The 13,124-nt window shown below is 38.6% G+C and carries 11 protein-coding genes; 5 read left to right on the forward strand and 6 right to left on the reverse strand.

Annotated features, from left to right (window positions below; genetic code table 11):
• Window positions 1-200: 200 nt before the first annotated feature.
• The 5 genes from clpP (at window position 201) to PL8927_RS22385 (ending at window position 5,072) form a co-directional block, all read left to right on the forward strand.
• The gene (gene clpP / locus PL8927_RS22365) at window positions 201-911 is read left to right on the forward strand and encodes an ATP-dependent Clp endopeptidase proteolytic subunit ClpP (protein ID WP_083625675.1); all 711 of its coding nucleotides are present in this window, start codon (window positions 201-203) and stop codon (window positions 909-911) included.
• Window positions 912-923: 12 nt separating this feature from the next.
• On the forward strand, window positions 924-2,270 hold the full coding sequence (clpX, locus tag PL8927_RS22370; protein ID WP_083625676.1) for an ATP-dependent protease ATP-binding subunit ClpX: 1,347 nt from the start codon (window positions 924-926) through the stop codon (window positions 2,268-2,270).
• 189 nt (window positions 2,271-2,459) lie between these two features.
• Window positions 2,460-3,731, forward strand: a complete 1,272-nt coding sequence (locus tag PL8927_RS22375) for a GH39 family glycosyl hydrolase (protein WP_231506117.1) — start codon at window positions 2,460-2,462, stop codon at window positions 3,729-3,731.
• Between the two features lie 156 nt (window positions 3,732-3,887).
• Complete coding sequence (locus tag PL8927_RS22380; protein WP_083625678.1) at window positions 3,888-4,355, forward strand: Spy/CpxP family protein refolding chaperone; 468 nt, start codon at window positions 3,888-3,890, stop codon at window positions 4,353-4,355.
• Between the two features lie 75 nt (window positions 4,356-4,430).
• A complete protein-coding gene (locus PL8927_RS22385) occupies window positions 4,431-5,072 on the forward strand; it encodes a YqiA/YcfP family alpha/beta fold hydrolase (protein WP_156093291.1) in 642 nt (213 codons plus the stop codon).
• Here the strand turns inward: PL8927_RS22385 and PL8927_RS22390 are convergent, their stop codons facing one another.
• The 6 genes from PL8927_RS22390 to PL8927_RS22415 form a co-directional block, all read right to left on the reverse strand.
• Window positions 5,073-5,978, reverse strand: a complete 906-nt coding sequence (locus PL8927_RS22390) for an Npun_R2821/Npun_R2822 family protein (RefSeq protein ID WP_083625680.1) — start codon at window positions 5,976-5,978, stop codon at window positions 5,073-5,075.
• A gap of 42 nt (window positions 5,979-6,020) precedes the next feature.
• A complete protein-coding gene (locus PL8927_RS22395) occupies window positions 6,021-6,980 on the reverse strand; it encodes a glycosyltransferase family 10 domain-containing protein (protein ID WP_083625681.1) in 960 nt (319 codons plus the stop codon).
• 115 nt (window positions 6,981-7,095) lie between these two features.
• Window positions 7,096-8,049: a hypothetical protein gene (locus tag PL8927_RS22400; protein WP_083625682.1), complete on the reverse strand. Its 954-nt coding sequence runs from the start codon at window positions 8,047-8,049 to the stop codon at window positions 7,096-7,098.
• A 12-nt stretch (window positions 8,050-8,061) separates the two neighbouring features.
• Window positions 8,062-9,642, reverse strand: a complete 1,581-nt coding sequence (locus tag PL8927_RS22405) for an MBOAT family O-acyltransferase (protein ID WP_083625683.1) — start codon at window positions 9,640-9,642, stop codon at window positions 8,062-8,064.
• A 94-nt stretch (window positions 9,643-9,736) separates the two neighbouring features.
• Window positions 9,737-11,758, reverse strand: a complete 2,022-nt coding sequence (locus PL8927_RS22410) for an ABC transporter ATP-binding protein (protein WP_083625684.1) — start codon at window positions 11,756-11,758, stop codon at window positions 9,737-9,739.
• 76 nt (window positions 11,759-11,834) lie between these two features.
• The gene (locus PL8927_RS22415) at window positions 11,835-12,992 is read right to left on the reverse strand and encodes a glycosyltransferase family 4 protein (RefSeq protein ID WP_083625685.1); all 1,158 of its coding nucleotides are present in this window, start codon (window positions 12,990-12,992) and stop codon (window positions 11,835-11,837) included.
• Window positions 12,993-13,124: the final 132 nt, after the last annotated feature.

Raw genomic sequence — 13,124 nt, forward strand, 5'->3', positions numbered from 1 at the left:
CCTTTTTAAGGGGGATTTAGGGGGATCTAATCTGGGCTATAATCACCAGTTTTTGGCTTAAGTTGACACTAATGTGGGTTTCCCTGCCCCTACTGACACCTGACACCTGACACCTGATACCTCAAGTTAAGGCATAATATAAGATCAAACATGAATCTTCTTTTGATCCCCGAAAACAATCAAGGTTTAGAAAAAAAGCAATGATATTTTCTGAGTCTTCCCGATACCGAATTCATAACTATTCCCATTACGGGTTCACAAGCGATACGCATTTGGAAACGCTGTCTCCAAGTAATATCGTACCCATTGTGATCGAGCAGTCGGGTATGGGGGAACGGGCTTTTGACCTTTATTCCCGTCTGCTGAGAGAACGGATTATTTTTCTGGGAACACCCATTGATGATGATGTGGCCAATGCCCTCACAGCCCAGATGTTGTTCTTGGAAGCTGAAGACCCAGAAAAAGATATCCAAGTTTACATTAACTCTCCGGGAGGTTCTGTCACCGCCGGGATGGCGATTCTTGATACCATGCAGCAAATCCGCCCGGATATCGTTACCATCTGTTATGGATTAGCCGCGAGTATGGGAGCATTTCTGTTATCAGCAGGAACCCCTGGTAAACGGATGTCTCTGCCCAGTTCTCGAATTATGATTCATCAACCCCTTGGGGGAGCACAAGGACAGGCGGTAGACATTGAAATCCAAGCCAAAGAAATTCTGTATCATAAACGGATTCTCAATGAGTTACTGGCCGAACATACAGGTCAACCCATTGAACGAATTCAAGATGATACCGAACGGGACTTTTATATGTCTGCCGAAGATGCGAAAGAATATGGTCTAATAGATAAGGTGATCTCCAGCACCCAAAGTCTTCCGATTCCCGGAGAGTCTGTTCCCGCAACCTAAGATGAGGCAACTATGTCTAAATACGACTCCCATCTAAAATGTTCTTTCTGTGGCAAATCCCAGGAGCAAGTTCGCAAGTTAATTGCAGGGCCAGGAGTCTATATCTGCGATGAATGCGTTGAACTCTGTAATGAAATTTTGGATGAGGAGTTATTTGACAATAGTTCCACCACTCCACCCTCTCCGTCCTCTCGTCCCCAAGCAGCCCCACCCCCCCAACGTCGTCAACGAACTGGACGAGTGGCTTTAAATCAAATCCCTAAACCGAGAGAAATTAAATCCTATCTGGACTTACACGTTATTGGTCAAGATGAGGCAAAAAAAGTTCTCTCGGTTGCTGTTTATAACCATTACAAGCGATTGGGATTTTTGCAAACCAAAGGCACAGGACGACCCACAGAAGATAATGTCGAGTTACAAAAATCCAATATTCTGTTAATTGGCCCCACCGGATGCGGGAAAACTCTATTGGCGGAAACCTTGGCTAAAATGCTGGATGTTCCCTTTGCGGTCGCTGATGCCACCACTTTAACGGAAGCGGGCTATGTGGGGGAAGATGTGGAAAATATTCTGTTGCGGTTGTTACAGGTTTCCGATTTTGATGTCGAAGAAGCGCAACGGGGTATTGTTTATATTGATGAAATTGATAAAATTGCCCGCAAAAGTGAAAATCCTTCCATCACCCGCGATGTATCGGGAGAAGGGGTACAACAAGCTTTACTGAAAATGTTAGAGGGCACGATTGCTAATGTCCCACCCCAAGGCGGACGCAAACATCCCTATCAAGATTGTATTCAAATCGATACCAGTAATATTCTATTCGTTTGTGGGGGGGCTTTTGTCGGGTTAGATAAATTGGTAGATCAGAGAATCGGCAAAAAGTCAATGGGTTTTGTTCAGCCGGGAGAAGGTCAACCGAAAGATAAACGCACCGTTGATGCTCTCAAACAGATGGAACCGGATGATTTGGTCAAATTTGGCTTAATTCCTGAATTGATCGGTCGGATTCCGATGATAGCGGTCTTAGAACCCTTAGATGAAGCTACCTTGGTGGCTATTTTAACTGAGCCCCGCAATGCGTTAGTGAAACAATATCAAAAACTATTACGGATGGATAATGTCCAGTTAGAATTTGATGAGGATGCCATTCTAGCGATCGCTCAAGAAGCCTATCGTCGCAAAACAGGCGCAAGAGCACTACGCGGAATTGTCGAAGAATTAATGTTAGATGTCATGTATGAAATTCCCTCGCGTAAAGATGTCAAACGCTGTCGGGTGACGCGGGAAATGGTAGAAAAACGATCAACAGCAGAATTATTATTACATCCCTCTTCTTTACCAAAACCAGAATCAGCGTAATCAGTTATCAGTTATCAGTTATCAGTTATCAGTGTAAGAGTTATGCACTAAAAACTAAAAACTGATAACTGAATCGATCATTTCATTGACAAATTTATCATGATATTAAACCTATTAAATTCAGCGCATCTAAGATTTAGACCCTTTCAATTCAAACTCAAAAAAATTATCCCTGTTTTCATTAGTCTATTGACCTTATTGAGTATTTTAGGGCTAGGACAATTTCAAGTTTTCGGACAACAACAAAATAATATTACGATTGATTTTGCGGCGCAAAGAACTGGAATCAGTTCCGCTAGTGGGTTTTTATATGGTAAAAATGCCACCCAACCCCCCGATAATATGATTAAGCCCTTACAACCTAAATTGTGGCGTACCTCACAATTAGATTTGTATCCACGAGTCATTGGATTGGGTGCACAATTTCAATTAATTTTAAGTGATACCTGGGGCTATGGTGCTCCCAGAGGATGGCCCTATGATAATTATGCTAAATGGGAAGAACACGTTCGACAAATTGCCCGACAACACAAAGATAAAGTTATATTATGGGATGTTTGGAACGAACCCGACTTAAGAGATCCCTTTTGGAAAGGCACAAGAGAACAATTTTTTGAAACCTATAAACGAGCTTACCAAGTATTACGTCAAGAATTAGGCCCTAATGTGATGATTGGTGGCCCCAGTATTGCCAAATATGATCAAAACTTTCTGATCGCATTTTTAAATTATTGCAAAAATAATAATTTAGAAGTTAATTTTTTATCTTGGCATGAACTCAATGATCAAGATATTACTTCAATTGCTGCCCATATTAATAATGCCCGTCGCAGTTTACAACAAAACCCTAACTACCAAAGTTTAAAAATTCAGAAAATTTATGTCAATGAAATTATTGGCCCTACGGCTCAATATCGTCCGGCGGAAAATTTAGGCTTCCTTTATTATACAGAATTAGGACGGGCGGATGGGGCGGCAAAAGCCTGTTGGGAGCCGTTAAATCCAGGCAGTGGAACTAACAATTGCTTTAATAATAGTTTAGATGGTTTAGTAACACCCGATCAATCTTTACCCAGAGCCGCTTGGTGGGTATATAAAGCTTATGCAGATGGGTTTAGTTCACGAGTTACCAGTCAACCCGGTAACCCTAAAATTGTTGCCCTAGCGAGTCGTTCTAATAGTGAACAAAAGGCTCAGGTTTTGTTCGGTTATTTTGAACAAGCATTTTCTGCACCCACCGCAGGAGTAACATTAATCCTGAAAAATTTACAACAACTGAAATTACCCAATACCAGTGGAAATTTAACGTTAAAAGTGGAAAGAATTCCTGATTCTGGAGAACAAGTGATTAAACAATTAGTTACAGTAAGACAGGATAATATTGCCGTCAGTAATGAAGTGGTGCGGTTAACAATTCCTAATCTTCAACTTCACGAAGCCTATATCCTAACAATTAGCTAACTTAAACAGAAATTCTAGGGGTACAGGTGTACGCCTAACCCTAGAAAGTTTACCTCTTAATAGCAATTTCTAGCTTAACCTTGAACTTTTTAGTGGCAAATCAGTCATTAACTGAAGAACCGATTAAAATCAGAGATAACTTTCCCAGGTACTTTTATGTTACTCCGTGATCAAATTTCCCGTACTGTTGTGGCAGTTTTTGGGCTTTCAATGGCCGTTGTGTTTACCGCTTCAACTCCTGTTATGGCTGAAGTAATCGCTCAAGCTACACCGAATCAACCTCGGATGAATCAGCGTTCAGGCCAACTCATGAATGCACTGAATCCTACCCCTGAACAACAACAGCAACTCCAAGCTATTCGTCAGGAGCATCAGGAGAAAATGCGTCCACAACAACAACAAATGCGTCAAACTCAAGAGGAATTAAATGGGTTAATGGCTGGAAATGCTTCGGAAACCGAACTCCGTCAGAAGCATGATCAGCTGATGGTTTTAAAGGAACAAATGGGAGAACTTCAGTTTGATATGATGTTGAAAATGCGAGCCGTTTTAACACCGGAACAACGCAGTCAACTCGCTAACTTGATGCAAGAACGGCGTCAAAATCCTCGCCGTGATCGCTAAGATTTTTGGGAAAAACTGGCTAAAATTCTACAGGATAGGATCAGAAATTAAGTTATAACTGATAGGGATGCAATGATGAAAACGACAACGTACATTTATTTACATGGGTTTGCATCAAGCCCTTCTTCAACAAAAGCTCAATATTTGCGCGATCGCTTTGCATCCCTTCAGATTAATTTAAACATTCCTAATTTGAATCAAGGAGATTTTTCCCATTTAACCTTAACTCGACAACTCCAACAAATTGAAACCGAATTTTCTCCAAATGCTTCTCCGGTTGTGGTGATCGGGTCAAGTTTTGGGGGATTAACAGCGGCTTGGTTGGCTGAAAAAAAGTTTCCCATTGATCGGTTAATTTTACTAGCTCCCGCTTTTAATTTTTCATCAGAATGGTTGCTCAAATTAGGCCCTGAAAAATTAAAACAATGGCAATCTGAAGGATATTTATCTGTTTATCATTATGCAGAAAAACAGAATTTACCCTTGCATTATCAATTTTTAGAAGATTTATATCAATACCCTGATCAACAGTTACAGCGTCAAATTCCGACATTAATTATACATGGAATTCAGGATGAAGTTATCCCCATCCAAGCCAGCCGAAACTATGCAGCAACAAGACCTTGGGTAAAATTAATTGAACTGAATAGTGATCATAGTTTGGATAATGTTTTAGGTGAAATTTGGCAAGAAATTCAGGGGTTTTTAGAACCCTGATTAAAATTTGTTTTTGAGTTTTTTAATAAATTTTTGAACAGGATTTTGAACGGGTTGAGAGGACGGGAAAATGTCGGGCTTTGGTTCATGTAAATATCGATAATATTCCCAAATATCCCAATAGGGACATCCGGGTTGAATGCGAATTCCAGCCCAATGGAGGTATTGCAGGGGTTGATTAACGTTTGTGTCAATTAAACGATATCCATCCCGTTGAAAATGTTGGCTTCCGGCCCAATTTCCTGGCCCTTTATTTTCTCCTAAAACCAGATTAAATCGCTGTTTAATCCGCTTTAAAATCATATAATTAATGATCGGTTGGTCTGAGGTTTTTTGGGAAAAATCAAAATATTCTGGGTGGGCGGCACATTCAGCAAAGGTTTCATATAAATCCTGTTCTGAAATTAGGTTTTTCTTAGAAGCCCACCAGCCCCCATTAAACATACCTTTTAATTCTTCTGGGCTAAATACATTGTAAATTTCAGGTGTAAAAACGTTAGTTAATCCGCCAGCGTGTTGATAGTCACAACAGAGAAAATCATACTTTGAAAAATAATTAAGATTGTCAATTATTTTTTCAAAAACAACAATATCAGTGTCAATATATAAGAATTCATCAAACGGCCCAAACCAGCAAGCTTGCTTGCGAAATTGATTGGGACGAGCAAAGAATTTTTCTCCGAAAATCTGTTGAAGTTTGATAGATAGTCGTTCAATAAATTCTAAATCTTCATAGACTTGTACTCCATAATCCTGTTTTAGACGAGCAGCAATTTTTTGATAAGAATTATCATAAGGAATTAGAACAACGCTCGTCTCGCCATCGTAAGTTCGGATACTATTGAGTAAAGCGATCGCCTGATCTGTGAATTTATCGTTAGCAGTAATATAAATCCCGCGAGTCATAAAAATATCCTCAATGAATGCCTTAATTCTGATTATTTTTGTTTATTTAGCAACAAATTCCGAAAGCCAGTTGAGAAGATTTAACTTATGTAAAATAATCTGTCGAGCTTCGGCGATCGCATCTTTTGCTTGATACCAATAATCCGTTGAAGCTGTGACTTCTTGAATAAATTCGATCCCTTTTTCATCCCAACTGGGAAGTCGAATAAAACTCCCTGGCGGTAATAATTTATCCGCCCCTCCTCCTCCATAATAAATGGGTAAACACCACGCTAATAAAGCATCCCACAATTTTTCCGTGACATATAAATCATTTCCGGCATAGTTTTCAATTGCCAGATTATAATAGTAAGGAGCCATCGCTTGCCATTTGTTCCCTATTTGTCCCCAATTCTTGCACCAAGAAGGCAAATTTCTCCCATAACAATCAACGTTAATTTCACGTTCTTGTAAAAGCTTTAAAAAGTTTAATCGATCCAGATGATTTTGACTACGATCAACCCCTGATGTAATCCATGAACAGGGCTTAATTTTAGCCGGAGGTTCCATTTCATTTAATTCTCGAAAAGAGTTACTATGATACCAAATAGCAGGCATATAATCGGGGATAGGAGCTTCTGGATCAGGGCCAGAAACATAACCACAATACTGTTTAGCTGCTTCATAATTATAATTATTTTTTTCTCGATATTCTACTAAAGAAGGTTCTCGACATAAATAAATAATTCGATCTTGAGGAACTCCCCTAAATTGTTCTCGAATATCGGGTTGTAGGGGTTCTTGTTTCAGCCAGCTTGTGAGGCGTTGTCGCCGGGAATATTTTTTCCAAAAAATGCGATGAAATTCAAACTGATACATTAACAGAAAATCCGGTTCAGGCGCATTTGCTTGAATTCTAATATTTCCCCACTTCCCAAAATGTTCAGGTGTTTGTTGCCAAAGCCAATCACATTGAGTTAAGTTGGGATAGCTAGTCATCATGCCTATCACTTTTTGACTCATTTTAGTTTTTCCTCATGGGAGATATCTATAGCATTAAGAGATGTGTTGACTTTCCCTGAAATTAAAATAAAAATCAGCAATGAATTAAAATTAAGTGTCCTAATTATAACTGATTTTATTTTAAATAGGGTTCTATTAAGGTAATTATTTTTTGGGTTCGTTGTTGTCTGCCTTGATCATTCAAATGATAGACAGAATTATAGAACAAGAACTTATTATACATAAAATCTTCAGGAGTTCCTAATACTGGAACTTTTGCTTGAGTATAAAAATGTTTTATACTTTGGAAAAATTCTTGAGTTTTGGGATCTTGATATTCTGAGAAATCAACGGTACTTGGCCAAGTTGAGATTAAATTAATTTGATGGTCACGACACCAGACAATAAACTGACTTAATTGTTCCCTGCTATAGCTACTAATCTGATATTCCTGTAAATTAAAGGGTTGAAATCCATTAATAATTGGATCATTTTTATTGGTAATTTTTAAATTATCTAAACTATCTCCTTGTGGGGTAATTCGAGATTGATAAGAAGATGTCAACGAGCTTAAAGACTGTCCTTTAGCGAGGATACCTTGAAATAATCGTTGAGGTGAAACTCCCATAATTAAACGGATTTTCTGGAGCAAATTCATCGATTCAAAATAGCTAGGTTGATAAGCAATAATATAATCTAATAATAGCTCACTAGGAGTGCCATGAGTAATATAAAGCTGATATTCTAAAGGCAGTAAAATCGTATCTTTAGGTTGAGCTATTTGACGGGCATGATCAAGAATATAATCTAACCCAAGTTCTTGAGTCAAGGCGGTATTTACACAAGGACGTTTCAGTTTTTTTTCCAAAGTTTGGCAACTAATACCATACAAAGTATTTGATCCTGAAACTAAGATAATTTTAGGGGTTTGAATCGAGGTTAAATAGCCTGTTTTAAGCTGATTGAGTTCATAAATCCAACGAGAACTGGGTACGGGAGAACCCATTTGATAGATAACAGCACTTGTAAATGCAATAGTGGCGAAAATAAAACCGATTAACAGACCTAAACCATATTGAAAGAATCGCATTTTTTAGTTTCCTTAAAATTTGAAGTAAAGAAAATCGCTCGGAGCAGCTTCAAAAAACGTTTTAAATCCAATAAATATTAATATCCCTACACCCATTCCATAAATTAAATTAGGTCGCCATTCTAATTGTTTCCAGAAAGGAGGCAATTGTTGTGAGGCGGTCTGAGTTTCTACTTCGTTTAATGTGGGATGATATCGAGCCATCCAAACTTGAGTATTAGGGGTAAACCAAATAATCCCTAATAAAATAGTAATCCCACTCAGAGCATACCAAGGATTAATTTCAAAATGGGGCATTAAACCATTAAATTCAATCCCTAAAGCTGGTAATGGTTTTAGATATTTAGATAAAAATGGGGGTAATGATAAACCATTGAGTCCGATCATTCCCGACAGTAAAATTTTAGCTGATTGCAGATTTTCGGCTCTAAAAAATACCCAACCCACAATAACCGCTAAAAACATTAAAATTCGTCCTAGCCAGTCTCCTAAAACACTTCGTTGATTTAAAACATGACCTAAAACTTTTTTCCGAAAGCTGCGCCATTGTTGATTAATCACTAAATATAAGCCATGTAATCCCCCCCATAATACAAATGTCCAACTAGCACCATGCCATAATCCTCCTAATAGCATGGTGAGCATTAAATTAAGATTGCGTTGTGCTTCTCCTTTGCGATTTCCCCCCAAAGGAATGTAGAGATAGTCCTTTAAAAAATTGGATAGCGTAATATGCCACCGTCGCCAAAAATCAATGATATTGACAGATTGATAAGGGGAGTTAAAATTGAGGGGAAATTTAATCCCAAATAGTCGAGCTCCACCAATTGCCATATCAGAATAACCTGAAAAATCAAAATAGAGTTGAAAGGTAAAAGCGAGAATACCGACCCAAGCTTCAATAAAGTTTATACTGATTCCTTGATTGGCTGCATTAAAGATCGGATTACTATAGGCTGCAATTCCATCAGCAAAAATCACTTTTTTTAAAAAACCCATAAAAAAAATAGTTAGTCCGATAAAAATATTTTCTGCGGTAAAACGGGAACGCGGAGTTTCTGAGAATTGGGGTAAAATTTGTTGATGATGAACAATAGGCCCCGCAATTAATAGGGGGAAAAAACTAACAAAAAAACTGTATTTTAGAAAATTATGTTCTTTCGTTTCTTCTCGATAAACATCTACTAAATAGGCAATTTGCTGAAATGTAAAAAATGAAATCCCCAGGGGTAAAATAATTTTGTCTAACGTCCAAGAACTGCCAATTAGACTATTAACTGTACCCACGAAGAAGTTAGCATATTTATAATATCCTAAGAGGAGAAGATTAACGGTAATTCCTAAAAATAGGAAAAATTTTCGAGTCGGTCTTGTTTGTTCCCTGCTTAAAACTTTGCCGATCGCATAGTTGAATATGATGGATATGATCAGTAAAATGAGATAAGGAGGACGCCACCAAGCATAAAAGAATAGAGAAGCAATCACTAACCAGATGAGTTGAAGTTGATTTGATCCAACTTTTCCAATCCAAGCATAGCCGATGACAACAATCGGGAGAAAGAAAAAAATAAATTCAACAGAATTAAATAACATAATTAGGGAGATATTAAGAGTTTAGAAGAAGCCCTACCTTTTGGCAGGAAAAAACATAATATTAGAGCCGTGAATAGCTGAAAAGCTAAAGGGTTTAACGTTCATTTTTGATTTTGCTATTCAGACGAATTTTTACACTTTGTTCAATAAACTCTAAGCTATCTAAAATATAAGTAGCCGAGCGGTAAGATTCATTCAACAATTCCTGACGTTCTTCTGGGTCATCGACTAAATCATCTGCAAGTAACTGCAAAAAACCCATCATAGGGTTGAGACGACTGCGAACATCATAGGAACTGCGAATAATAGCTCGATCTCGCGCAGCTTCATCGGCAAATTGTAGGGTGTAAAGTTGAGCATATTTTCCTCCTTTTGCTAATAGTTCATCATGAGTTCCGACTTCAGCCACACACCCTTGATCTAAAACAGCAATTTGATCTGCTGTTTGAATTGTAGATAAACGGTGGGCAATAACAATTGTTGTTCGATCACGACTGAGTTTTTCAATAGCTTCTTGAACTAATCTTTCTGAAACAGTATCTAAAGCACTGGTAGCTTCATCTAAAATCAGAATATCGGGATTTTGTAAGATGGCTCTAGCAATAGAAATGCGTTGACGTTGACCACCGGATAGTAATACACCCCGATCACCAATGGGGGTCATAAACCCTTCGGGTAAATTGACAATAAATTCCTCAGCATTTGCCTGCTGGGCTGCCAGAATAATTTCTTCATCGGTAACATTGGGTCTGGCATAGGCGATATTATCTCGAACTGAGGCATTAAACAAGAATGTATCTTGACTAACGATACCCATTGATTTTCGCAGGTTTTGTAAGTCAAAATCGCGTAAATCACAACCATCGAGTTGAATACAACCCTCGACTGGATCATAAAATCGAGGCAGAAGATCAGCCAAGGTAGACTTTCCAGCACCGGAACCTCCCACTAAGGCTAAGGTTGTGCCACGGGGAACATACAGGTCAATATCTTCAAGGGCAAGTTTGTTATGACCAGGATAGGAAAAAGAAATGTGATCAAAATGAATCCCTTCTTGGAGTCCTGTAAACGGAACCGAACCGGACTTCATAATCGGTTTATTATCCCGTCTTAAAAACTCGCCAATAATGTTAATCGCGGCTACCCGTTGAGCTAAGTTACTACGAGCATTATTCAACTGAGAAATCAGGGGTAAAGTGCGGAATAAGATAAATAGATAGGTGAGTAAAATGGTAGATAATGCTGTGATTTGATCTTGGGATAAAAAGAATTTTCCGATCACAATTAGCACTAATAGCACCAGCATATTCACCACTTCATTGATGGGGGCAATAGCGGCGGTTGCCATTTGAGCTTTATAATCTGCCTTTTCTCGTTCTCGAATTAAATGTTTAAGCTGCTCATATTCGGATTTTTCATTATTCATGGCTTTGACTAAGCGAATTCCATTCAGGACTTCCATCTGCTTAATGGAATAATTTCGAGATACTTTTGATAGTAAATTTCCTGATAGTCGAGATTTAGTAATAATATATTGATTTAATAAAGTAACGATAAATAACAAGACGCCTGTTGCCAATGTCAGTTGCCAAGAAATAGATAGGAGAATGATCACAAAGACAAAAATGGTGATGGATGTGGTAAACATTCCCGTATAAATACCAATAGCACTAGAAGCTCTGGCAACTTCTCCCCCTAATTGGTTAATTAAATCCCCAACTTTTGTTTTTGCATAGAAATCTAAATCCACATCTAACATTAACTTTAATCCAGCTTCTCTCATGTCACAGGTTAAGGCGCGACCGAGAGAACTGGAAACTAAGCTGCTCCAATAGGTTGTTAAATTTTTTAAAACTAGCGCCAATAAAATTGTCCCTGCCATTAATCCCAAGCGATAGACTTCGGGAACATCACCAAAGGGTACTAATATCTTTTGGATTAAGGGCGGAGCACCCTTCATTTCCATTTCTTGGCCTAGTAAATTTAAGACAACAGGAACAATTAAGGTGGTACTGACCCCACTAAAAATTGCTCCAGAGAAACCTAACAGAATTGTCAAGATAATCCTAATCGGATATTGCCGTGCATATTTGACTAAATAGTTTTGATTAATCATACTAACGTTTAATAATTTATTGCCTGATAGCCAGGGCGTTTTTTGTACTTTATTCCATCGAGTCCAAACTGAAATTCTAACGCAGTTTATTAATAACCTCCTCTAAAATGATCGCCATTGAATCTATACTATAGTTTTCAATACATCGTTGGCGAGCTTGCCAACCTTTAGCTTGTGCCTCTCCAAAGTGATCAAAAATTTTAGTAAGTGTTTCGGCAATTTGTTCAGGTGAACCAGGGTCAACTAAATAACCTGTGTCACCGATAATTTCTGGAATATCTCCCACGCGAGTTGATAACAGGGGTTTACCCATTGCCATTCCATCGGTTAACTTTAGAGGAAACTGAGCCTTTGCCGTTAAGGTATCTCGCTGGGGAACGACCACAACATGAGCCGCTGCGACAATTTCTGGCATGGTTTCAACGGGGGAGCGAGGGATTTGAATAATCCAACGTCCCCATTGTTGTATTAGTCGATCATCATAGTCATCATAGGGACTGCCCCCGACAATCACTAACCGATAATCGTCCTGATTTAAGTAATCTAAAGCCATTAAAACATCCTCTACACCTTTATGGGGTCGAGGGGCACCTGGAAACATCAAAACTTTATAGCCTTGTAAACCATAGCGCTGACGACTGCTATCGGGGTCAAATCGACCAGGATCAAATAGATCGGTATCTTTACCATTGGGAAGATAAACTCCTCCAAACCGTTGTTTAAGAAATTCTGTATCAATCGTAATTTGATCGGCAAGGGAAACCCAACGTTCTGTCCACTTAACATAAAGCGGGTCATCAGGAAAGCGTAACTTTCCTTGTGGTTTGAACAAATCTCGATAAACTTGCCTTAATGAACCGGGTTGATAGCTCCATTGATCTCCCCCATACCAGCTTAATTCCCAATCGTCCATATCTAATAAAAGGGGACGACCTGTGAACCATTTTTTCAATAAAGACACCCCAAAACTGGAAGGTTTCAGTTTAACAGCATAAATAATATCCCCATCAATTTTAGGCAATAAGGTTTGGATAGATTTCACAAACTGAGGATACTGCTGACCTGGAATTGAAACCACAGGAATGCCTTGGGGGGGAATCCCATATAGCTCTTGTCCAAATTGAAAACCAACGACCTCTACCTCGTAGTTGAGTTTTCTGATTACTTGACCGAGTAGAAAAGCACGGATGGCTCCTCCACCGGATAAGTCACTAACAACTAATGAGACTTTCATAGTATGATTTATTCATCCCTTTTTGGGATCAGTTAACGGTTCAGGTAAACTTGGACAAGACCCCTTGAGATAATCGGGATTAATTTAGTTTAGCATAACCCTTAAATTGTCAATCTTTATTGTCTACGACTT

The organism is Planktothrix serta PCC 8927, assembly GCF_900010725.2.
GTDB lineage: Bacteria > Cyanobacteriota > Cyanobacteriia > Cyanobacteriales > Microcoleaceae > Planktothrix > Planktothrix serta.

Coding starts and splice junctions, on each gene's coding strand:
- PL8927_RS22400 (WP_083625682.1), bottom strand. CDS start 8,049: ATGCGATTCTTTCAATATGGTTTAGGTCTGTTAATCGGTTTTATTTTC.
- clpX (WP_083625676.1), top strand. CDS start 924: ATGTCTAAATACGACTCCCATCTAAAATGTTCTTTCTGTGGCAAATCC.
- PL8927_RS22380 (WP_083625678.1), top strand. CDS start 3,888: ATGTTACTCCGTGATCAAATTTCCCGTACTGTTGTGGCAGTTTTTGGG.
- PL8927_RS22385 (WP_156093291.1), top strand. CDS start 4,431: ATGAAAACGACAACGTACATTTATTTACATGGGTTTGCATCAAGCCCT.
- PL8927_RS22405 (WP_083625683.1), bottom strand. CDS start 9,642: ATGTTATTTAATTCTGTTGAATTTATTTTTTTCTTTCTCCCGATTGTT.
- PL8927_RS22410 (WP_083625684.1), bottom strand. CDS start 11,758: ATGATTAATCAAAACTATTTAGTCAAATATGCACGGCAATATCCGATT.
- clpP (WP_083625675.1), top strand. CDS start 201: ATGATATTTTCTGAGTCTTCCCGATACCGAATTCATAACTATTCCCAT.
- PL8927_RS22390 (WP_083625680.1), bottom strand. CDS start 5,978: ATGACTCGCGGGATTTATATTACTGCTAACGATAAATTCACAGATCAG.
- PL8927_RS22395 (WP_083625681.1), bottom strand. CDS start 6,980: ATGAGTCAAAAAGTGATAGGCATGATGACTAGCTATCCCAACTTAACT.
- PL8927_RS22415 (WP_083625685.1), bottom strand. CDS start 12,992: ATGAAAGTCTCATTAGTTGTTAGTGACTTATCCGGTGGAGGAGCCATC.